This is a genomic window from Pedobacter sp. SG908, assembly GCF_011759615.1.
Lineage (GTDB): Bacteria > Bacteroidota > Bacteroidia > Sphingobacteriales > Sphingobacteriaceae > Pedobacter > Pedobacter riviphilus.
The window spans coordinates 71807-93632 of the sequence record NZ_JAAOYY010000002.1 but is presented as its reverse complement, the minus strand read 5'-3'; the positions used below and the strand labels follow the sequence as shown (position 1 = coordinate 93632).

Below are 21826 nucleotides of genomic sequence, written 5' to 3'. Positions count from 1 at the left end.
TATTAGTCCGTTACGTAAGGGTAGTCCTGTTGCATATATACATCTTTATATAATTCAGATGCATCAGGCCAAGGAGATTCTTCAGCAAATTTTACTGCTTGATCTACAATTGCTTTTACTTTAGCCTCTACTTCTTCAATCCAGGCCTGATCTGCATACTTTTCTTTAAGAATAGTTTCTCTTGCGTGCTCAACCGGATCTTTTGCTTTATAATCTTCTAACTCTTCTTTGGTACGGTATTTTGCCGGATCTGACATTGAGTGACCGCGGTAACGGTAAGTTCTCATTTCTAAGAAGGTAGGTCCTTCACCTTTACGTGCACGTTGAATCGCTTCGTCCATTGCATTGTGTACAGCAACCGGATCCATACCGTCAACAGGTGCACATGGCATATCGAAACCTAAACCTATTTTATAAATATCAGTCATGTTGGTCGTACGTTGTACTGAAGTACCCATTGCATAACCATTGTTTTCGCAAACAAAAACAACAGGTAATTTCCAGAGCATGGCCATGTTGAAAGTTTCGTTTAATGCACCCTGGCGCACAGCACCATCGCCCATATAACAAATATTAACATTATCAGTTCCTTTGTATTTTTCTGCAAAAGCAACACCAGCACCTAATGGAATCTGACCGCCAACAATTGCATGGCCACCATAGAAGTTATGCTCTTTACTGAACATGTGCATTGAACCGCCTTTACCTTTAGAGCAACCTGTAGCTTTACCATACATTTCTGCCATAATACTATCGGCACTAACTCCTAAAGCTAAAGCATGAGCATGGTCACGGTATGTTGTAATCATTGAATCACCTTTTTGCATTGCAGATATTGCGCCTGCAACTACAGCTTCTTGTCCAATGTATAAATGACAAAAGCCACGTATTTTTTGTTGTCCGTATAACTGGCCAGTTTTTTCTTCGAATTTGCGCATCAGCAACATCGACTCGAACCACTTTAACCAGGTATCTTTATTTATTTCTACTGCACTCATTTTAGGGTATTTGTTTTTTGCGACAGCAAATCTAATTTTTTTATTGTAATTTTTGGCACTTTTTAGTGTAAAAACATCATAGTATTAGGGTTGTAATCAGATTTAACAGTTGTTTTACAATTAAATATAAACCTGGGTTACTGATATCGGTTTAACAGCGATTTCTTATAATTAAATCAACACCCTTTATCATAATATGGAATCAATTTATTCTAAAATTTAATTCTGTATAAGTGCTTATTTCCATAATTTAAAATAATGCAAATTTATTCCTGTTTAGAATATTGAATTAAATCGTTTTTTTAGAAAAGATAATTTTTAGGAGGTGTTTATAAGTAAAAATGATGGATGAAAAATAAAAATGTTAATAACTTTCGTTTTTTAACATCTAACATTTGGATAACATTTGTATAATTAATACTTTTGGCAACCAACAATAAGCCCATGTGGTGTACGTTAATGTGTAAGTGAATACCCAAACATAACTGTATAACATGATTAAAAAATTTTTGTTTTCTACTCTAATTGCTATTTGCACGCTCTCAGCCGCATTTGCGCAAACAAAAACAAAAGAATCTGGTAAAGAATTAAATGATCCTGATAACCTTGCATCCCAATATTTTTCGCAGGTTATGGGCGTTGCGGTAGATGCGACTTCGAATTTAAAACTGTACAAGTTTATTTACGAATGGATCGGAACTCCTTATAGCTATGGCGGAAACACCAAAAGAGGAATCGATTGTTCGGCTTTTACCAAAGCGATTTACGATAAAGTTTTCAACACCACCATTCGAAGAAATTCACGCGATATTTTCAGCATGGTAGATCCATTATCAAAAGAAGATTTAAAAGAAGGCGATTTAGTTTTCTTCAAGATTAAAAGCAGAAGTATTTCACATGTTGGTATTTACCTGGGCGATAACAGATTTGCACATGCATCAAGTTCTCGTGGTGTGGTAATCAGCAACCTTAACGAACCTTATTACAGCCGTTATTTTTACAAGGGCGGCCGCGTTTTAGAATCGTTTAAGAAAGAATTCACTGTAGAATAAATCAGTTAGCAGTTAACTATTTTCAGTTAACCGTTAATTAAAAATATAGAATCCTCCTAAAGAAATTTTCGGAGGATTTTTTGTTTAACACAACTCCAGTCCATCATTTCGAGCGGAGTGAAACGTAGTCGAGATAGATCTCTCCGTTCCACTATGTTCCAACTGGGATGACGACTACAATAAACGCCTAATGAAGTTCATCAATAACATCCTAATCTTACCTTTTACCCTAATTATTTTAATTAGTTGCACAAGCAATAATGCACAGGTTACTGCGCCTGTAGCCAAACAAGACACGGTGATCAAAAAAATAAAGGATACCATATCCATTACCGCTGTAGGCGATATTATGCTCGGCTCTGCTTTTCCTTCTAAAACAAACCTGCCCCCTGATGATGCTGTAAACAGCTTTCGGGCGGTTGATAGTTTGTTGAAAGGAGATATTGTTTTTGGAAACTTAGAGGGCTGCTTCCTGAACTCAGGTAATTCGAACAAATGTAATGGCATTAATCCGAACAACTGTTATGCTTTTAGAATGCCAGAGCACTATGCCGGGATATACAAGGAGGCAGGATTTAATGTCTTGAGCATTGCCAATAACCATGTTGGCGATTTTGATGCAAAAGGGAGAAAAAATACAGCAAGGATTTTAGATTCGCTACAAATCCATTATGCCGGACAGGTAAACAAACCTTTTGAAGTTTTTGAAAAAGACAGTATAAAGTATGCGTTCTGTGCTTTTGCCCCGAATGAGAATACGGTGTCGATTAATAAGATTGATAGTGCGAAGGCTTTAGTAGCCCGTTTAAAATTAATGGCCGATATTGTGATTGTTTCTTTTCATGGTGGAGGTGAAGGTGCAAGGTTTGAGCATGTTCCACGCAAAAATGAGATTTTTTATAAGGAGAACAGGGGCAATGTTTATGCCTTTGCACATGCAGTTATTGATGCCGGGGCCGATGTGGTGCTGGGGCATGGTCCGCATGTAACAAGAGCCGTTGAAGTTTATAAAAATAAATTCATCGCTTATAGTTTGGGCAATTTTTGTACCTATGGGATGTTCAGTTTAAAAGGTAATAACGGTATTGCGCCTTTGCTTCAGCTAAAAATAAATGCGAAAGGCGATTTTCTATATGCGGATATTACCTCAGTTAAGCAGGATAAAATTAACCGTTTAACCCTGGATGTTAATCATAGTGCTTTTAAACGGATCAGAGAATTAACAGATGCTGATTTCACTGGCCATAAGTTGAAATTTGCCGACAACAGGATCAGTTTAAAAGATTAATCTTCTGCGACATCAATCTCGTTTTATTTCAGAATATTTGTTGTATGAAACCATCATGATTTTTCAAACCGCACAGTGGTCTGAATAAACGGCTCAAGTCTTCTTGAATACTGTTAAAAACATTTACATTGGCTGAAAAGTCTGATCGTTTAATCAACTTAAGAACAAACCAGGCTTTTGCGAGCTCATGAATGCCATTGAAAACAATGAGCAATAAATTAATAATGATATACGGATGAAAAAAGGATTAATACTTCATTATATTATAGGTATTGCAGCTGCAATTTTAGTATTGGCAGCAGCTTACTACATCAATCAGAACCCTGATAACCTATTGTCTGCTGGAATTATTATCTTGGCGGGCTGCCTGGTTGCTTTTAGCCAGTACCAGATCATCAAACATAAAAAAAAGCAATAGTATGGTGGCAAAAGCCTAGTTTAGCTTTCGTCCTTCGTATTCTTCACCAAACCAATTCCTGACACAAAGAATATAAGTCCGATGATGCCATAAACCATCAATCCCCTTGTGTTTTGGCTGTGGTTTACAAAGCCGTAGCCTGCGTAAATTAAACCGATTATTCCGAGAATGGTTAATATAGTTCCAAAAGTGCGTTTTACATTCATAAGGTTATCTTTTAATATGAGTAAGACAAAATATTCTCGCTTTTGTTTTAAACCAAAAAAGCAGCCCATCTCATTAACTGGATGGGCTGCTTTTATTTATTAGATAAAAAGATAATTTACCAGACCCCTAATCGGTTTGTTGGAGCAATATACATTTTCGCCGTAGTAGGAATGTTGAATGCCTTGTAAAATGCTTCCATATTATATACAGGGCCATTTACACGGAACATCTCCGGGCTATGAGGATCTGTTTTTAATCTTACACGCATACTTTCGTCACGGGATTTGATTCTCCATACTTGCGCAAAACTTAGAAAGAAACGTTGATCAGGTGTAAAACCATCAATTTTTTTATCACCTTTTCCTTGTTCAGTTAACTTAAAAGCATCGTATGCAATGTTTAATCCACCAATATCGGCAAGGTTTTCACCTAAGGTTAGCGAGCCATTTACATGCTGATTATCCAACAGCGAGAAGTTATTGTAAAATGTTTCTACTTTACCAGCTTTGATCTTAAATTTATCAGCATCGGCTTTGGTCCACCATTCTTTTAAGTTGCCTACTGCATCATACTGGCGACCTTGATCGTCAAAACCATGTGTCATTTCATGACCAATTACTGCACCTATAGCACCATAGTTAATAGCATCGTCTGCGGCAAAATCAAAGAAAGGGAACTGTAAAATTCCGGCAGGGAAAACAATTTCGTTGAAAGACGGATTGTAATAGGCATTAACAGTAGGTGGAGTCATTCCCCACTCTGTTTTATCTACATTTTTGCCCAGTTTATCCATCATTTCTTTGTAGGCATGTTTACTTGCCGACTGAAGGTTTGCATAATAGGTGCTTTTAGAAACCTCAACATCATCGTACTTTTTCCACTTATCAGGATAGCCGATTTTTTTGATAAATGCGTTTAGCTTTTCTAAAGCTTTCTTTTTGGTTTCTGGTGTCATCCAGTCTACCTTCTGGATTCTTTCTGCGTATACCTTTTGTAAGTTGTTTACCAGGGTTAACATACGCTCTTTAGCTTCAGGCTTGAAATACTTTTCGGCATATAATTGGCCTAAAAGCTCGCCTAAATTACGATCGGTGGCGTTTACAATGGCTTTCCATCTTTCTGTTGGTGCTTGTTGACCATAAAGTGTTTTAGAGAAAAAAGCGAATTTAGCATCTCTGAATTTTTTGGTAAAGGCATTGGCCGATCTGTTTAAAGCATCAAACTTTAATTTTTCTTTCCAGATTTCGATAGGCTGGCTTTTTATCAGGGATGACAAGGTTTGATAATATTTTGGCTGCCTAACGATAACCGTATCTGTGCTTGCGCCCAGTTTACTTAAAACAGATTTCCACTCAATGTTCGGGGTCTGCTTTTGAAAGTCAGCCACCGTCATTTTGTTATAATTTTTCTGTGGATCGCGTAGTTGTACTGGAGTTGAATGCGATTGTGCAATTGCTGTTTCCAGTTTTAAAATATTGTCGGCATATTTAGCCGCATTCGCTGAATCGCCTGACAGGTTAAAAATTTTTGTGATGTATTTAATGTACTCGGCTCTGATTTTTTTTGCCTTATCATCTTGTTCTAAATAATAACTGCGATCTGGCAGGGTAAGACCGGCCTGCGTAAATGATAAAGCATTTTTGGTACTTAATTTATCATCCGGTTCTACGCCAAAGTCCAATAAATCTCCCTCACCGTTTTTATAGCCGTCGGCAACAAAATTGATTAAATCCTTGTCATTTTTAATCCCTTCTATTTTATTTAAGAGTGGTTTTATAGGTTCGATGCCCAACTTTTCGATGGTAAGGGTATCCATTCCACTGGTATAGAAATCGCCAACTTTCTGTTCGGTACTTCCTTTAGCTGCATTAGCTTTTGAAGCGTTTTCGAGGATGCTGTTCAGATTCTTTAGGTTATCATTATATAACATATAAAAAGAACCCCAGCCTGTTTCAGTTTTAGGAATTTCGGTGTTTTTCATCCATTTCCCATTGGCATACAGGAAAAAGTTATCGCCGGGTTTTACGGTGGTATCCATGCCAGCCTTATCGAAAAATTCGGTACGTGCATTTACCGTATCGGTTTCTTGATGGCTCTTATTCTGGCACGCCGCAAATAGCAAAACGCCTGCCGCCGGAAGAAATAATTTAATTTTCATCTGTCTATAATTTGTTTTTTTTAAGGTGATGAAGCGATCAGATTTGTTCATCCCACTACGTGGTTTGAAAAATCATGATGGTTTCATTGTAAATAAGTTAGTTAGAAAAGCTAAAGCTACAAAATGCCTGATGTAGTTTGTATGAATTTTTTATAACTTCATAAAAAAATCTAATTATGCAATACACCATTTACATTATAGCTGTTGTAGGATTTATCATCCTGCTGAGCTCCTTTGTTACTGTTAAACAGGGCACCATTGCGGTGATAACCGTTTTCGGTAAGTACCGCCGCCAGTTAAGGCCAGGTTTAAATTTTAAAATTCCATTAATTGAGCAGATTTATTCTCGTATTTCCATTCAAAACCGCTCGGTAGAGCTGTCGTTTCAAGCGGTAACACAAGATCAGGCCAATGTATATTTTAAGGCGATGCTATTGTATTCTGTTGTGAATCAGGATGAAGAAACGATCAAAAATGTAGCTTTTAAGTTTGTAGATGCTACCAACTTAATGCAGGCATTAATCAGGACTATTGAAGGTTCGATTAGGGCATATGTTGCTACACAAAAGCAGGCAAATGTATTGGCACAACGTAACGAAATTGTGCTTCATGTTAAGGAGCAGATCGATCAGGTTTTAGATGGATGGGGTTACCATCTTCAGGACCTTCAATTGAATGATATTACCTTTGATGAAGAAATTATGCGTTCAATGAGTCGTGTAGTGGCTTCGAACAACTTAAAAGCAGCAGCTGAGAATGAAGGACAGGCATTATTGATTACCAAAACCAAAGCTGCCGAAGCGGATGGTAATGCGATTAAAATTGCCGCTACAGCAGAGCGCGAGGCTGCACAACTTCGTGGACAAGGTATTGCTTTGTTTAGGGAAGAGGTTGCAAAAGGTATGACCAATGCTGCGCATGAAATGCAACAAGCTAACCTTGATACATCGGTAATTCTTTTCACCATGTGGACAGAAGCCATTAAACAATTTGCAGAATATGGCGAGGGTAATATCATTTTCTTAGATGGTAGTACCGAGGGAATGAATAAAACCATGAAAGAAATGATGGCCATGCAGTTGGGTCAGAACCCTCCGAAGAAGGGCTAGAAGTATTTTTCATACAAAAAAGACTGTTGCGCATAGCAGCAGTCTTTTTTTTTTGCGTCAACTATTCGTTTTGGCTAAATGAAGAATTGATTAGCCTAAATTGTTTTTATAAAATTAATTGAATTTTGAGTGATGATGAGATGCGATTTATTTCAGATCGATGCTTAATTGTTGTACACCATTTAAAATTAATTATAATGAAAGTTTTTGTAACAGGCGCAACCGGATTTGTCGGTTCAGCGGTAGTAAAAGAATTAATTAGCGCAGGTCACGAGGTTTTGGGTTTGGCAAGGAATGAGGCGGCTGAAAAAGCGCTTGTAATTGCTGGGGCTCAAGTACATAAAGGTGATTTGGAAGACTTACAGCGTTTACAGGAGGGCGCAAAGCTAGCTGATGGTATTATTCATACTGGCTTTATTCATGATTTTTCCCGATTCGCAGCAGTTTGCGAAATTGATAGACTTGCAATAGAAACCATTGGGAACTCAATTGCAGGAACCAATAAACCCTTTATTGTAACTTCTGGAACTCTTGTGGTTAATCCTGGTATATTGGCCACAGAAGATATGTTACCCAATTATAATGGCGCGAATCCTAGGCTTGCTTCGGAAAAGGCAGTTGATGCACTTGCTTCTCAAAATATTCGAGTGTCAGTGGTTCGTTTATCGCCATCTGTACACGGTGAAGGTGATGATCATGGCTTTGTACCGATGCTGATTGATATCGCCCGCAAAACGGGTTCATCGGCTTATGTTGGTGATGGAGAAAACCGATGGACAGGTATTCATCGGCTTGATGCGGCGAAACTTTACAGGTTGGCTTTAGAGCAAGCTACGTCAGGAGCACGTTTTCACGGGGTAACTGAAGAATCAATAACCCTTAAATCAATAGCTGCGGCCATTGGCGAGCAACTCAGTTTACCTGTTGTTTCTATATCTAAAAAAGAAGCAGCTGCGCACTTTGGTTGGTTTGAACATTTCGTCAGTATAGATGGACCAGCTTCTGGGCACTTAACCAGGGAACGTTTAAATTGGGAGCCTAAATATTCCAGTTTGATTCAAGATTTGGAGCAGGGAGTTTATTTTAAGTAAATTGTATCATGGAACCTTCGAACCGCTATCGTTTTAAAACAATATCAGAATACCATAAACTTGCAGGATTGCCTAAACCAGGTCATCCCTTAGTTAGTATCATTAATATGGAGGAGGTTAATATGCCATTCGATAATATGGAGGAGGTTAATATGCCATTCGATGGCCGATCAAAAACAATAATTTTTGATTTCTACTCCATTGCGCTCAAACGTGTTCCTGATGCGAAAATTAAATATGGGCAACAAATGAGTGATTTTGATGATGGTGTATTGTTTTTTATGGCTCCAGGGCAGGTTTTTACAGTTGAAATTGATCAGGATAAAACCCATCGTCCAACTGGCTGGATGATACTTTTCCATTCTGACTTACTTTGGCAGACACATTTAGCCAAAACAATTAAGGATTATGACTTCTTTAGTTATTCGCTATTTGAGGCTTTACATGTTTCTGAAGCTGAAGAAGCAGTACTTAATTCGATCGCCAAATTGGTTAAAAATGAAACCAATAACAATATCGATCATTTTACTCAAAATGTTGTGATCGCGCAAATTGAACTACTTCTCAACTATGCACAACGTTTTTATGGCCGTCAATTTATTACACGTAAAGCAATCAACCATCAGCTGCTCGATCGATTAGAGCGTGTTGTTAAAGGCTATTTTGAAAACGATGATCTTGGCAATAGAGGGTTACCAACAGTAACTTACGTCGCCGAAAGACTCAACGTTTCACCAGGATATCTATCCGGACTGTTGAAAACACTTATCGGACAAAACACTCAACAATATTTACATCAGAAACTGATTGATTTAGCAAAAGAGAAGCTTTCAACAACAAATCTTTCTGTTAGTGAAATTGCTTATGCCCTTGGCTTTGAACATTTACAATCCTTTACTAAGTTGTTCAAATCCAAAACAAACCTTACACCTTCAGCATTTAGACAATCATTTAATTGAAAAATAAAAAAAAGCGAGCTATCTTATTTTAGATAGCTCGCTATAGATATATAGATTTCTTTTGTTAAAGTTTAGGTGCCGTTACACCCAGATTCATCACATAGTTGCCAGATTGTTGCATAAAATCACCCATTACTTTTAACGATTCATCTTCAATAAAATCGAAAGCATCCTGCTTGGTAATTTTATCTCCTTTTTTAATGGCTGGTAATCCTCTTAATGCCCTTAACTCATTTTGTCTGGCCAGTGTTTTAGTTTCTTGTGCATCGCGCTCTGCTTTAAGTTTTGCCTCGTTTAAGGTTACAGAAACTTCACTATCACGTTTTTTAAGGTCTGCAATATCCTGTTTCAGGTATTTAAAATCCAACGAGTTTGCAATACGCTGTTCGCTATTTTTAATCAGTTGCGCTTTAACAGGAGCCAGATTGGCTACTGCTTTAAAGTTAGAGCTTGGAATAACATCCCATGGCAGAGCAGATGGCTCTGTATCTTCACCAATTTTATCCATTGGGTAAATAGAAGGGAAAACAACATCAGGTGTTACCCCTTTATGTTGTGTACTGCTACCTGCCACGCGGTAAAATTTAGCCATGGTTAAATTGATCTGACCTAAATTAATATCTGCAGGATTAGCACTGCTAGGCGATGTTCCAACAGTTTTATCTTTCGAGATTAACCCTGCTACCCTTTGCAGCATACTTGGGTTTACCAATTTATTTAAATCGATCGAAGATTGAACGGTACCTTTACCATAGGTTTGGCTACCCATAATAATTCCGCGTCCGTAATCTTGTATTGCACCGGCAAAAATTTCCGATGCTGATGCGCTTAAACGGTCTACCATTACACCAAAAGGGCCGTCCCAAGCTACACCGCTGTTTTCATCTTCATCTACTTCAATTTTACCGCGTAAGTCTTTTACCTGAACAACAGGCCCTTTATCGATAAATAAACCGGTTAATGATATGGCTTCAACCAATGAACCACCACCATTTCCACGTAAATCCATTACTATTGCATTTACCTTATCGTAAGTTTTTAACGAGTCGATTAATTTTCTAACGTCGCGCGTGGTACTTTTGTAATTTTTATCGCCTGCGTTAGCCGCTTTAAAATCAGCATAGAACGCTGGTAAAGTAATAATTCCGATTTTATAATCTTTACCATTACTGTTAATGGTTTTAACTTTTTTCTTAGCAGATGTTTCTTCCAAAACAATTTTATCACGAACTAATTCGATAATTACTGGCTTAGATGACATTTCTTTTCCCACAGGGATTACTTTTAAACGCACCTTGGTTCCTTTCGGACCTTTGATTTTCGATACGGTGTTATCTAATCTCCAACCTACTACATCAACAAATTCTCCATCACCTTGGGCTACAGCAATAATGCGATCGCCAGCACTTAGTTGTTTACCTTTAAACGCAGGTCCACCAGCAATAATTTCCGAAATTTTAACCACCTCGTTTTCCAATTGTAAACGGGCGCCAATGCCTTCGAAAGAACGAGACATATCTTCGTTAAATGCTGCTGCATTAGTTGGGTTAAAATAATTGGTATGCGGATCAATCGATTCGGTAAAAGCATCCATTAAAATCTGGAAAACATCTTGATTATTGGTTTTTGAAGTTTGCGACTGTAGATTTTGATAACGTTTAGTTAATGTTTCTACATTCTTTGCTTCGGTCGTACCAGCTAAATTTAGGTTAATCAATTCGTATTTAACACGTTTTTTCCAGGTATCGTTTAATGCTGCAGAAGAAGTTGCCCACGGTTGCTTCTCTCTATCATACACATAGGTATCGGTTTGATTAAAATCAAATTTTGTTTTAATCTGGGCTAGAGAATAGGTGAAGTATTCATTTAATCTCTTGGCATAAACATTATAAATGAAAAACGGAGCGCTTAGATCGCCATTTTTAAAATCATCATCCAAGGTATATCTGTATTTCTCAAATTCCTTAATATCCGATGCCAGGAAGTAATTTTTGCCCTGATCTAGCGACTTGATGTACTTATCTAAAATGATCGAAGAAATAGAATCATTAATCTGAATTTTTTTATAATTATAACTCTCAATTAAATTTACAACCTCTTTTATAACGAGTTGTTGCTGCTCATCAGGTTTAACATTGGTAACCCCTTCAACCATAGGCTGAGTTTTAGGTGCAGCATGACAAGCAAGTACTGCCGCAGTAAAAATTACAAAAAATATTCTCTTTAACATCTCTTTAAATGATTTAAAATCCATTTCCAATTCTATATAGCCAATATGATACCATTTTAGCAAAAAAACAAAAAAGAGACAGCATTATTACCGTCTCTTGTTAAAACTTTATCAAATCTAACTAAAAGCTTTTTATTTAACAATTTCTTATGTAGAACGTCGAGCGTTATTTTTTGTTTTGTTCGATGCCCAAAATTTGACCAATTACAGACCTTTAAAGGCTATAATTGTCAATAATGTAGGAAGTTTTAGCGGAAAATAAGTATTTAAATTAGCTTGGGTTTACCTTTTTATTGGTGGTTTTGCTGGCAATCATTTCCCTGGCATCTTTAATTTGCGTTTTATACTGGGTGGTTTTGATGGAGTTGGCCAGCCATTCGGCAGATTTCAGATCCCTCAGCGCAAGCGTAAAATCTTTCTTTTTAATTTTAACCTGTACAATGCCTAAAATAGATTCGATATAAGCGTTGTTGCTTTTTAACTGTTTTGCGAGAATACCTTGTTGTGTGTAGAACCACATCGATTGGGTATACTTGGTATTGGCCAGATAAACTTTGCCTAAAAGGTTATAGGTGTTCATTACTCCGGCTTTGTTCCCGGTTTTAGCGTAGTTTTTTAAGGCTACGTTTAAAAGAATCTGCTCTGCATCAGTGAAACGACCAAGTTGATAATGCATACTACTCATCTTGATAATAGCCTGTCCGTACCGATTAAAGTTTTTTACGGCATTATACTCGAAAGCGGCTTTGCCAAATAAGGTGAGGGCTTCATTGTAATCGCCTTTTCGCTCTAAATCTTCTGCTTCCTCAAAAAAAGAATTCCCATCCTCCAAATCAAATTTAGATACGGCTATATTTATAGCACTACCATTAGGTTCTTGGGGCTCAGATTTATCTATATTTTGAGCTTGTAGTTGTAATGATGCAAAAAGGCCAATTAAAGCCAATACAATCTTGGTCATGCAACAAAAATAATACTTTAAATCTAATTTCAGCTAAATACCTGTAAATTAACATCAAAAGATGCCCAAACCATGTAAGGATGCGAGTCGCAATGGTAAACTTCTCCTGCTGCAGATATGCCTACAATGCCTGCAAAGCCATCAAAAGCTTTAAGTTCGGTAAAAGATTTATCTGATGCTTCCTTTAAAGAAAAGCCATCAGTAACGCGGGTTACAATTTTAGCGGCTAAGGCACCACTTACAATATCTTCCCCTACTCCGGTACAAGAAATACCTGCATATTGATTGGCGTAATTGCCTGCCACGGTTGCAGAATCGCTAACCCTACAAGGGATTTCGAATCCTTTTCCGCCTGTAGAGGTTGCTGCTGCTAAATTCCCATCTGCATCGAGCGCTACACAGCCTACCGTTCCTTTATTGTTCTTTTGGTTTAATTTAGTTTCATATTCTGATTGGCGCTGCGGGGTAATCGGATTAAAATATTCAAATCCATTTGCTCTTGCAAATTGCTGGGCTCCAGCACCACTTAACACCCGATCATCATACGCTAGCAGGTTTTGTGCAATTTGTATAGGGTTTTTAACATCCTCTACATTAATTACACCACTAAATTTTTCAGTTTTACCATCCATTAGCGCGGCACTTAATCTCACTTTTCCGTCGCTTTGGATCTGGGATCCGATACCTGCATTAAAAAGCTCGTTGTCTTCTAACAGCGCAACAGTATAAACCACGGTTTCTAAAGCAGTATGTGTTTTTAGATATTCGTGTCCGAGCGTAACAATCAAGGCTAAAGCATCTTGTTTAGCCTTTTTTGTTTCCTGGTTGGTAGCTGATTCGCTGAAGAAGCCACCATGTATGATTAGTTTCATTTTTTGAGTATTGTAGTATTAAGAGCAAGTATTAAGTAGCAAGAAGATTGGTTAAGTCCTAACTGAAAATCGCCCACCGTTAACTGCTAACTGAATTACCCTATTGGAACAACCTTTGGGTGATGGATTACCAAGCTATGGTCTGTTAAATCATAAACGTCGCCATCGCACATTACGTGTACCACCATATTTTTGATTGAAACCGGTTGTCCCATTTCCACATCGGTTAAATTGGTATCGGCCATATGGCGGCCATCTACCAAAATTACCATACCAGAGCCAATGGCCTCCATTGTATGCCCGTCAGAGATGAAAAGCCCGGTATCTTCACCAAGACCAATCCCTAAAATACCCGGATTACTGGCAGCAGCATATAACAAGCGACCAATTCTGCCGCGTTGAACAAAATGCGTGTCTACAATAACATCATCAATAAAGCCTAGTCCACCGGTAATTTTAACCTCTCCCTTAAGTAAAGCATCTTTGCTGCTACCCTGGTAAATCATATTTTTAGAACTTGCTGCGGCCCCAGCTGATGTACCTGCAATTACCACAGGTTCATTTCTATATTTCTCTAACAGGATCTGATGGATTTTTGTTCCGCCAAAGATGGATGAAAGGCGGAGCTGATCGCCTCCGGTAAAGATAATTACCTCTGCTGCTTTGATACGCTCATAATTTTCATCAGAATTGGCTTCTTCGCGGTTGGTAATATTAAGAACACCAACATTATGTACATCTAACTGTGCATAAGCCTTGATATATTCCTCACCAACTTTTTCGGGCATTAACGACGCTGTGGTGATGATCTCGAAGCGAGATTGGGTATCTCTTAATGATTCTGTAGTAATCCGTTTTAAAATTCCACGCTCAAAAAAATTCATATTCTCAGGCAGTCCGAATTGCGTTTCTGCGAAGCTACCTGTGTTTATTGCGCCACCAATGATGATGAGTTTACCTTTCGGAACCATTCTTTGTGTATTATAATTGTATCAAAAAACCCAAATATATAGGCTTAAGATAAAAAACACGACTTTTTTTGTCAAGAATATTCAATTTATTAACAAACGTTAAAATATTATAACAAAAAATTAACGGTGTTGTGCTTGAAAATAAAACAAATAGGCGCTAAAATTGATTTACGTAAATGGGACGTCTAATTTCAAAATAAATGCATAATTTACAATCATCAATTTTATTCTAAAAATTGAGTTAAAAAGGCTATCCCAAATCCTTGTTTAAAATAAAAAACGAACAAAACATTACATGAAGATATTAAATATACAAGTATTAAGAGGGCCAAATATATGGTCGATTAGCCGGAAGAAATTGATCCAAATGCGGTTGGATTTAGAAGATTTAGAACAAAAACCAACCAATGTTATTGAGGGTTTTAGTGAGCGGATTGAGAAATTGTTGCCAAGTATGTTTACCCATCGTTGCTCAAAAGGGGTTGAAGGCGGCTTTTTTACCCGCGTGAAAGAAGGAACTTGGATGGGGCACGTAATTGAGCATATTGCGCTAGAAATTCAGACACTAGCCGGTATGGAAACTGGCTTTGGCAGAACGCGCATGACCAAAACCGAGGGCATTTACAATGTGGTATTCAGCTATCTGGAAGAAAAAGTAGGTGTTTACGCTGCTGAAGCTGCAGTTAAAATTGCCGAAGCCCTGATTAATAACGAAGAGTACGATTTGGAGCACGATATCCGGAGGATGAAGGAAATACGCGAGCTGGAAGCACTAGGGCCAAGTACAGGTTCTATTGTAGAAGAGGCTGTAAGTAGAAGTATTCCCTGGATCAGGCTGAATAAAAGTTCGTTGGTTCAGTTGGGGTATGGTAAAAATCAGGTCCGCTTTAGGGCAACCATGACCGAAAAAACCAGTAGTATTGCTGTAGATATTGCCAGCAATAAGGAAGAAACGAAACGGTTGCTTACTGAAGCCGCCATTCCTGTAGCTTCTGGAGTGACCATTTCAAATCCTGATGATCTGGAAGCATCAGTTAAAAAAGTTGGGTTTCCTTTAGTTTTTAAACCGCTGGATGGCAACCATGGCAAAGGCGCAACCATTAATGTGAAAACGATGGAAGATGCGGTAGCGGCTTTTGAATATGCCAAAACCTATTCGAGAAAGGTAATTATAGAGAAATTTATTACCGGTTTCGATTTTAGGGTGCTGGTAATCGATCATAAAGTGATTGCAGCGGCACAACGCGATCCTGCACATGTTAAAGGAAATGGAATTCATACCATTCAAGAGTTAATTGATAAGGAAAATGAAGATCCGCGCCGCGGTTATGGTCACGAAAATGTGTTAACGGAAATTGCTGTTGACCGGGATACTTTAGATCTGCTGGCCAAAAAAGAATATACTTTGGAAACCATTCCGGAAAAGGGAGAAGTGGTTTACTTAAAATCTACAGCAAATTTGAGTACAGGTGGAACATCGATTGATGTAACAGACATTGTTCACCCACAGAATATTTTCATCTGTGAAAGGATTTCGAGGGTAATCGGATTGGATATCTGTGGTATCGACATCATGGCGCAGAACCTTACCCAGCCCTTAACCGAAAACGGAGGAGTGGTTTTAGAGGTAAATGCAGCACCAGGATTTAGAATGCACCTGGCACCGAGTGAAGGCTTGCCCAGAAATGTGGCTGCATCCGTTATTGATATGCTGTACCCACAAGGAAAATTATCACAGATTCCAATTATTGCGGTAACCGGAACAAATGGAAAAACCACTACCACACGTTTAATTGCACATATTATCCGTAGCAATGGTAAACGTGTAGGTTTTACCACAAGTGATGGGGTATATGTGCATAATACCATGCTGATGAAGGGCGATACCACCGGGCCGGTAAGCGCCGAGTTCATTTTAAAAGACCCAACAGTAGAGTTTGCTGTACTCGAAACTGCCCGAGGCGGAATTTTAAGAGCAGGGCTGGGATTTAATGCCTGCGATATTGGCGTAGTTACCAATATTCAGGAAGATCACTTGGGTATTTCTGATATTCACAATCTTGACGATTTAACCCGGGTTAAAGCCGTAGTAATCGGGGCGGTACGCCGTAAAGGTTGGGCGGTATTAAATGCCGATAATGGTTATTGCGTTCGCATTGCTAAAGATGCGCGCTGTAATGTTGCTTATTTTAGTATGGATGAAAATAATCCGGTAATTAAAGAGCATTGCAGAAAAGGTGGCATAGCAGCAATTTATGAAAACGGATACATTACCATTAAAACCGGTGACTGGAAATTAAGGGTAGATAAAGTCACCCATATTCCTTTAACTTTCGGTGGCTCTGTAAATTTTATGATCCAGAATGTGCTTGCAGCAACACTAGCGACCTATTTGTGGGGTTATAAACCTGAAGATATCCGTTTATCGTTAGAAACATTTATCCCTTCTGCAGCACATACACCAGGAAGAATGAATATTTTCAGGTTCAAAGATTTCAAAGTACTGGTCGATTTTGCACACAACCCTGACGGATTTAACGGTGTAAAAGGTTTCTTACAAGGCGTAGAGGCTACCGAGCACGTAGGCATTATTTCGGCAACAGGAGATAGAAGAGATGAAGATATTATCGAAACGGCACGTATTTCTGCTCAGATGTTTGATAAAATTTATGTTTGTCAGGAGAAATATCTTCGTGGCAGACAACAACAAGAACTGGTTGATCTGCTGGTAAAAGGCATTAAGGAAGTTGATCCGAATAAAGAGATCATTATTAATAATAAGAGCACCGAGTGCTTGCAGATCGCGATCGAAACTGCTAAAAAAGGCTCTTATTTGACGATTTTAAGTAACACGATCGACAATACGATCCAGCGCGTTACCGAACATTTAGACCGGGAATTAGAGGCATAGTTTCTTGACTGATTTCCGCTTTTGATCGTCATTCCCAACTCGATTGGGAATCGTAATGCAATAAGCTTTAAGATTCCCGCCCGCGCGGGAATGACGGTTGTAATAAAAAAAAACCTCCTTCGATAATAAATCGAAGGAGGTTTTTCTGTTTTTATATCTCGGTCACTTATGCTTGAGCATCACGTAATCTTTTAATTTCATCATGCGATACCCTTAACGATGCTTTTTGGTCAGCAATTAAATCTCTGATGTTTGAAGGAATATCTTCTTCCTCTAAGGCCATTTTATATGCATTTTGTGCAGCGTCCTCTCCAAACTCACAATTGTTTAAAACAGTTTTACGGTCGTGGCCGGTAAACAAAGCTTTAACATCCATCCATGCCCTGTAAATTTTTCCGGAGTTTGTTGTTCCGGTTTCAATATCTTCGCCCAGTGCAGCTACCTCCGTAGCCAAAGCCATTTTATATTTTTGACTTTCGCCTATCATATTTAGAAATAGCGTCTTTAAGTCGGTATCACTATCTTTTAATTCCCGACGGGCTTTCTCATAACCTTCAATACGATCGTTATTAATTTGAACCAGATCGTTTAATACCTCTGCTGTTGCTGTTGTCGTTTTCATGTTTTTTTATTTTTATAGTTTCGATGTATAAAAGCAACATGACCAATTAAAAAAAGGTTTGTCATTTTTTTAATTGTCTACAACAGTGAGCTATATTGGCTTAATTATTTCTTTGAAAAGTATTGTGCAAGCTTTTCTTTTACAAAACGCCTAACACGGGTTACCATATTGCCTTTCCGTTTAATCAAAAAGCTCTTAATGGCTTTATATGCAATAGGATCTTCGGCTATTACCGTTGGAAATTCGACAATTGGTTTGGGGTTGATAATTACGTTATAGATATCGTTTATTCCTGAGTGTACACCAGTGCCATCATGCCCAATATTGTTAACGAGTGATTGCGATGGATTAAGTGTAATGCCTCCTTTTAAAAAGATAGAGGCATACCATCTTATGGCCCAGCTATTATTTTTTCCTTTTTTAAATTCCTGCATCTGTTTCCAGAAATTCATTTTATTATCGATGGAAAATGCAGTTCTTTTCTTTTTATCAAACTGCTTAATAAGAACATCTATATCAGGTTCAAAGTTTTTCCATGCCCTTCCCCATGTCGCCCAGCCCCAACTTGTAGCTGCCCTATAGAAAAAGGATTGTGAAAGATTATCTGATTTTAAGGGATACATATAGGCTCCAATGTGCATTACTTTTTGCTCTTCGCGGTAATGGTTTAGCGCATTGTTGAAATAGGCTAAGGTATGGGGCGAAGTAACCAGGTCATCTTCAAACACAATTACCTGATCGTATTCTGCTATTAATTTGGTTACCCCTGCAATTACCGAATTGGCCAAGCCTGCATTTGTCTTACTTTCGATTACCTTAACCGATTTAAAACCATCTGCTTTTTTGATGATTTTTCTTACCGCTGCAACTTTTTCTTCATCCTGAACTGTTTTGGCACCATCGGAAAAGATATACAAATGGCTTTGTGTAGCCAATTCATTTTGCTGCAGGAATTGTAACGTACGCTCGGTGTGCTGCGGACGGTTGTAGACGAAAAGTGCTATTGGGGCAAGATTTTGCATTTTTGTTTTTTATCAATTAAGTCCATCAATAAACTGCTCAGTTCCTCCATCATTTCGACTGAAGCACCGCGGAACGGAGAAATCTTTAAATTATATTAAGAATCAAGCTATAAAGATTTCTCGGCTTCATTGCACTTCGCTCGAAATGACGATCGCCTGACCCCTAAAATATATGCAGATTATGGTCAGACTTTTTGGTTAACACGGTGTAGGCATTTGCAAACTGTTCTTGCTTTTTCTTCCCAAACAAATTGCCTAAGGTTTTTTTAATCCGGTATTCCAGCTCTATTTTTAGGTTTTTGGAAAATGTTTTAGGGGCTTTTTTGTTGATAAACTCATTAAACTTTACCGTTTCTGGCGCAGTCATTGATACTTTATCTGCTAAAATTTCTAAACCCTCACTCTGTAACAAGAATCTTAAAGAAGTTGGCGTGTACATGTTAATATGCCCATAATCAAGAAAATGTTTCATTCTTTGGTCTACACCGAAGCGATAATCTTTAGGTACTTCAACTACAATATATTTTGCTACCCTTTTCAATTCGCGAATGAGGATCCGTTCATGTTCTACGTGTTCTAAAACGTGCGCAAGAATAATCAGATCAAATGCATCATCTCCATAAGGGATTTTATATCCATCAAAAGTTTGTGCTTCTTTTAAACTGACAAGGTTACGGTCTTTTATAATATCGACACCACTTTGTGCAATTTCTAACGCATAAAGTTCTGGTGCGAAATGCCATTCATTTAAAAAATGTAAAATACTGCCATCTCCGGCGCCAACCTCAAGCACTTTTTTAGGCTTTAGCCCTTTGCAAACATCAACAATGTTCTGCGCTTTATATTTTGCGCCAAGCATTCTCCATGCTACATCGCTATTGGTATAAAAATTATCGTAGGCGGTTTTTACTTCTTCGCTTAACATGGTGCTTACTGATTTAAATACCTAAACAATTATCTTGCTTATAAAAAACTGAGGTTGCTTTTTCGTAAAAAAGGCCTGGCGAAATTCCACTAAAACTGATTTCTTTGAAACCTTGGGCCTTTAAAAGCACACGGGCCGGATTATACACTTCACGTTCACTATCATCCAAAACCAGCACGCCATTAGCTGATAATGCAGCCACGCTATACTTGCAACAGTTTACACGGTCGCGCCCATCAACAATAATAATGTCGAATTTTTTATCGAGTAAGGTTGCTTTTTTAGCATATTCCCCATCCTTTTCCAAATGGCAGAATATCATTTCGGCATTGGCCGGACTTGTATTTTTTACTTTATCAAACCAGCCTTTATCGTGCTCCACAGAAGTTACCGAACCTGCTCTTTCTGCATAAAAAATAGTAGAACTGCCAGAGCCATATTCGAAAATATGCTGTGTTTTGTTTATCCGCTCTTTAATAAAATCGATAAAAGAATAGGTTACCCAAGGCAAAGCTTTCCCTTGTCCGTCTACGGCCTGTTTTTTATCGAAGGCCGTAAACCAGCCAATGCTGCTCAGGTAGCCTTTATGTCCGTAAGATAATAATGCCTTAAGCCTGCTGGGCTTTGAAATTAATGTGGTTAATGCTTTAAGAGTACTCAACGTTTAAATATTTTTTGAAATGCGGTGACCAAAAATAATGATTTTAACATCATTATACCCTGTTGTCTGGTTTTGGGGATTAATAAAATATAAAATGCCGAACAGGCACAGGCTATTAGGGTTGCAATTGATGCTCCAATACCAGCATAGCGTGGTATTAGCCAAAAGTTTAACATGATGTTTATGATCGCTCCAAAAGCGGTACGGTAAAAGGAAATCTTTGTAAATCCCTCTGCCAATAAGTACTGGGAGCTGGCACTTCCTAAAAATACAAATACACCCGACCAGATGTGGATGGGTAACATGTGTTCTGCACCTTCAAAACGATTATCGTAAATAATACGGATAATGAGTGTTGATGCGAAAGTAATAATTATTGCAACAGGTAAACTTATTGCAACGAGTAAGTCATATAGGTTTTGCAGGCGTTTAATATAGCGGCCATGATCTGTTTTACGGGCATTTATCAGGGCGGGAAAAACAGAAGTAACTATTGCAACGGGTATAAAATACCAGGCCTCGCTAATTTTGGCTACGGCGCTATAAATTCCAACAGCACTACTTCCTTCTGTTTTTAACATTACCTGGTCTATTTTCATGTAAATAGAGACCATAACAGCCGATAGTATTAGAGGAGCTGATTGCTTTAAAAGTGATTTTGCCCGACTTTTCTTAAAATGCCAGTCAAATAGATTTAATCCTTTATTTTGATAAAGTAAAACAAGGCCAAGGGCTAAGATAAAACCATCGAAAACCAATGCCCAGGCAAACCAGATTACAGGTAAATGTAAAACGACTAATAAAATTTTTACTAACGCTGAAAGTATTACGCAGATATTTTGAATGTGTACTACATACTTAGATTGTACCTGTGATTGAAAGTAAGAATCGATTACATTGAATGATTTAAAAAACGCGGCAAAAGACAGCAGTGCCACCACATAGGTTAATGGTTCGCCGGGATTGTCTGATAATTTATGAAAAACAAGATATAAACCGATTGAAATGGGGATCAATAATAGGTTAACGCCTAACCTTAGTAATAAGGAAGTTCCTAATATTTCATCTTTTTTAGCCGGGTCATTTAATATTTCTCTAATAATGAAAGTATCCAAGCCTAATGCTCCAATAGCTGCAGCAATTGCCGTAAATGCATCGGCAAAGCTTAAATCACCAAAGGAAATTGGCCCCAGGAACCTGGCGACAACAAAGCCAACAATCATGCTCAGTATTTTGCCAAACATAACCCACCCTGTATTTTTTAAATACTTGTTAAACGCTTCTTCGTCAAAACCTTTTATGGCGGGTAATTTCATTAACGCAAAGATGTAAAAAAATGTGCGTTAAGTTAGATGCTGAAAATTCAAAATA

Annotated in this window: 19 protein-coding genes; 7 read left to right on the top strand and 12 right to left on the bottom strand. The window is 38.0% G+C overall.

Features of this window, described 5'->3' with window-relative positions:
* Positions 1-2 precede the first annotated feature (2 nt).
* Positions 3-998, bottom strand: coding sequence for a pyruvate dehydrogenase (acetyl-transferring) E1 component subunit alpha (gene pdhA, locus FHT21_RS15370; protein WP_167295667.1), 996 nt, complete (start codon positions 996-998; stop codon positions 3-5).
* 494 nt (positions 999-1492) lie between these two features.
* Between pdhA and FHT21_RS15365 the strand changes: the two genes are divergently transcribed.
* The 3 genes from FHT21_RS15365 to FHT21_RS15355 all read left to right on the top strand — a co-directional run bounded on the left by FHT21_RS15365 (position 1493) and on the right by FHT21_RS15355 (position 3756).
* Positions 1493-2050 carry an NlpC/P60 family protein gene (locus FHT21_RS15365; protein WP_029274974.1) on the top strand — a complete coding sequence of 186 codons (558 nt, stop codon included), beginning with the start codon at positions 1493-1495 and terminating at the stop codon, positions 2048-2050.
* Positions 2051-2240: 190 nt separating this feature from the next.
* Complete coding sequence (locus tag FHT21_RS15360; RefSeq protein ID WP_167295666.1) at positions 2241-3338, top strand: CapA family protein; 1098 nt, start codon at positions 2241-2243, stop codon at positions 3336-3338.
* Between the two features lie 235 nt (positions 3339-3573).
* A complete protein-coding gene (locus FHT21_RS15355; RefSeq protein WP_086548182.1) occupies positions 3574-3756 on the top strand; it encodes a hypothetical protein in 183 nt (60 codons plus the stop codon).
* Between the two features lie 20 nt (positions 3757-3776).
* On the opposite strand, the gene FHT21_RS15350 is transcribed toward FHT21_RS15355, so the two are convergent.
* Positions 3777-3962: a hypothetical protein gene (locus tag FHT21_RS15350; RefSeq protein ID WP_132395471.1), complete on the bottom strand. Its 186-nt coding sequence runs from the start codon at positions 3960-3962 to the stop codon at positions 3777-3779.
* Positions 3963-4078: 116 nt separating this feature from the next.
* Complete coding sequence (locus FHT21_RS15345) at positions 4079-6121, bottom strand: M13 family metallopeptidase (RefSeq protein ID WP_167295665.1); 2043 nt, start codon at positions 6119-6121, stop codon at positions 4079-4081.
* 176 nt (positions 6122-6297) lie between these two features.
* Between FHT21_RS15345 and FHT21_RS15340 the strand changes: the two genes are divergently transcribed.
* From FHT21_RS15340 to FHT21_RS15330, 3 genes are all read left to right on the top strand, one after another.
* Positions 6298-7230, top strand: coding sequence for an SPFH domain-containing protein (locus FHT21_RS15340; protein ID WP_167295664.1), 933 nt, complete (start codon positions 6298-6300; stop codon positions 7228-7230).
* Between the two features lie 197 nt (positions 7231-7427).
* A complete protein-coding gene (locus FHT21_RS15335; protein WP_167295663.1) occupies positions 7428-8321 on the top strand; it encodes an SDR family oxidoreductase in 894 nt (297 codons plus the stop codon).
* A 122-nt stretch (positions 8322-8443) separates the two neighbouring features.
* Positions 8444-9280 (top strand): helix-turn-helix transcriptional regulator, encoded by an 837-nt coding sequence (locus FHT21_RS15330; protein WP_347878500.1) that lies wholly within the window; start codon positions 8444-8446, stop codon positions 9278-9280.
* Positions 9281-9344: 64 nt separating this feature from the next.
* Here FHT21_RS15330 and FHT21_RS15325 read toward each other — a convergent pair whose 3' ends face one another.
* From FHT21_RS15325 to FHT21_RS15310, 4 genes are all read right to left on the bottom strand, one after another.
* Positions 9345-11510 (bottom strand): carboxy terminal-processing peptidase, encoded by a 2166-nt coding sequence (locus FHT21_RS15325; RefSeq protein WP_223833437.1) that lies wholly within the window; start codon positions 11508-11510, stop codon positions 9345-9347.
* Positions 11511-11781: 271 nt separating this feature from the next.
* A complete protein-coding gene (locus FHT21_RS15320; RefSeq protein WP_167295660.1) occupies positions 11782-12471 on the bottom strand; it encodes a hypothetical protein in 690 nt (229 codons plus the stop codon).
* A 29-nt stretch (positions 12472-12500) separates the two neighbouring features.
* Complete coding sequence (locus tag FHT21_RS15315) at positions 12501-13343, bottom strand: isoaspartyl peptidase/L-asparaginase (protein ID WP_167295659.1); 843 nt, start codon at positions 13341-13343, stop codon at positions 12501-12503.
* A 95-nt stretch (positions 13344-13438) separates the two neighbouring features.
* The gene (locus FHT21_RS15310; protein ID WP_167295658.1) at positions 13439-14314 is read right to left on the bottom strand and encodes a cyanophycinase; all 876 of its coding nucleotides are present in this window, start codon (positions 14312-14314) and stop codon (positions 13439-13441) included.
* A gap of 295 nt (positions 14315-14609) precedes the next feature.
* On the opposite strand from FHT21_RS15310, the gene cphA reads away from it, so the two are divergent.
* Positions 14610-17225, top strand: coding sequence for a cyanophycin synthetase (gene cphA / locus FHT21_RS15305; protein WP_167295657.1), 2616 nt, complete (start codon positions 14610-14612; stop codon positions 17223-17225).
* A 166-nt stretch (positions 17226-17391) separates the two neighbouring features.
* Here cphA and FHT21_RS15300 read toward each other — a convergent pair whose 3' ends face one another.
* From FHT21_RS15300 to FHT21_RS15280, 5 genes are all read right to left on the bottom strand, one after another.
* The gene (locus FHT21_RS15300; protein ID WP_167295656.1) at positions 17392-17847 is read right to left on the bottom strand and encodes a PA2169 family four-helix-bundle protein; all 456 of its coding nucleotides are present in this window, start codon (positions 17845-17847) and stop codon (positions 17392-17394) included.
* A 104-nt stretch (positions 17848-17951) separates the two neighbouring features.
* A complete protein-coding gene (locus tag FHT21_RS15295) occupies positions 17952-18869 on the bottom strand; it encodes a sugar transferase (protein WP_167295655.1) in 918 nt (305 codons plus the stop codon).
* A 163-nt stretch (positions 18870-19032) separates the two neighbouring features.
* Positions 19033-19794 carry a class I SAM-dependent methyltransferase gene (locus FHT21_RS15290; RefSeq protein ID WP_167295654.1) on the bottom strand — a complete coding sequence of 254 codons (762 nt, stop codon included), beginning with the start codon at positions 19792-19794 and terminating at the stop codon, positions 19033-19035.
* Between the two features lie 13 nt (positions 19795-19807).
* Positions 19808-20455, bottom strand: a complete 648-nt coding sequence (locus tag FHT21_RS15285) for a class I SAM-dependent methyltransferase (RefSeq protein ID WP_167295653.1) — start codon at positions 20453-20455, stop codon at positions 19808-19810.
* Positions 20452-21771 (bottom strand): flippase, encoded by a 1320-nt coding sequence (locus FHT21_RS15280; RefSeq protein WP_167295652.1) that lies wholly within the window; start codon positions 21769-21771, stop codon positions 20452-20454. Before FHT21_RS15280 ends, FHT21_RS15285 begins: the two co-directional genes overlap by 4 nt.
* Positions 21772-21826: the final 55 nt, after the last annotated feature.

What these genes read in the sequence shown, in the direction of transcription:
- pdhA (WP_167295667.1), bottom strand. Translation starts at nt 998, where the DNA reads ATGAGTGCAGTAGAAATAAATAAAGATACCTGGTTAAAGTGGTTCGAG.
- FHT21_RS15365 (WP_029274974.1), top strand. Translation starts at nt 1,493, where the DNA reads ATGATTAAAAAATTTTTGTTTTCTACTCTAATTGCTATTTGCACGCTC.
- FHT21_RS15360 (WP_167295666.1), top strand. Translation starts at nt 2,241, where the DNA reads ATGAAGTTCATCAATAACATCCTAATCTTACCTTTTACCCTAATTATT.
- FHT21_RS15355 (WP_086548182.1), top strand. Translation starts at nt 3,574, where the DNA reads ATGAAAAAAGGATTAATACTTCATTATATTATAGGTATTGCAGCTGCA.
- FHT21_RS15350 (WP_132395471.1), bottom strand. Translation starts at nt 3,962, where the DNA reads ATGAATGTAAAACGCACTTTTGGAACTATATTAACCATTCTCGGAATA.
- FHT21_RS15345 (WP_167295665.1), bottom strand. Translation starts at nt 6,121, where the DNA reads ATGAAAATTAAATTATTTCTTCCGGCGGCAGGCGTTTTGCTATTTGCG.
- FHT21_RS15340 (WP_167295664.1), top strand. Translation starts at nt 6,298, where the DNA reads ATGCAATACACCATTTACATTATAGCTGTTGTAGGATTTATCATCCTG.
- FHT21_RS15335 (WP_167295663.1), top strand. Translation starts at nt 7,428, where the DNA reads ATGAAAGTTTTTGTAACAGGCGCAACCGGATTTGTCGGTTCAGCGGTA.
- FHT21_RS15330 (WP_347878500.1), top strand. Translation starts at nt 8,444, where the DNA reads ATGCCATTCGATAATATGGAGGAGGTTAATATGCCATTCGATGGCCGA.
- FHT21_RS15325 (WP_223833437.1), bottom strand. Translation starts at nt 11,510, where the DNA reads ATGTTAAAGAGAATATTTTTTGTAATTTTTACTGCGGCAGTACTTGCT.
- FHT21_RS15320 (WP_167295660.1), bottom strand. Translation starts at nt 12,471, where the DNA reads ATGACCAAGATTGTATTGGCTTTAATTGGCCTTTTTGCATCATTACAA.
- FHT21_RS15315 (WP_167295659.1), bottom strand. Translation starts at nt 13,343, where the DNA reads ATGAAACTAATCATACATGGTGGCTTCTTCAGCGAATCAGCTACCAAC.
- FHT21_RS15310 (WP_167295658.1), bottom strand. Translation starts at nt 14,314, where the DNA reads ATGGTTCCGAAAGGTAAACTCATCATCATTGGTGGCGCAATAAACACA.
- cphA (WP_167295657.1), top strand. Translation starts at nt 14,610, where the DNA reads ATGAAGATATTAAATATACAAGTATTAAGAGGGCCAAATATATGGTCG.
- FHT21_RS15300 (WP_167295656.1), bottom strand. Translation starts at nt 17,847, where the DNA reads ATGAAAACGACAACAGCAACAGCAGAGGTATTAAACGATCTGGTTCAA.
- FHT21_RS15295 (WP_167295655.1), bottom strand. Translation starts at nt 18,869, where the DNA reads ATGCAAAATCTTGCCCCAATAGCACTTTTCGTCTACAACCGTCCGCAG.
- FHT21_RS15290 (WP_167295654.1), bottom strand. Translation starts at nt 19,794, where the DNA reads ATGTTAAGCGAAGAAGTAAAAACCGCCTACGATAATTTTTATACCAAT.
- FHT21_RS15280 (WP_167295652.1), bottom strand. Translation starts at nt 21,771, where the DNA reads ATGAAATTACCCGCCATAAAAGGTTTTGACGAAGAAGCGTTTAACAAG.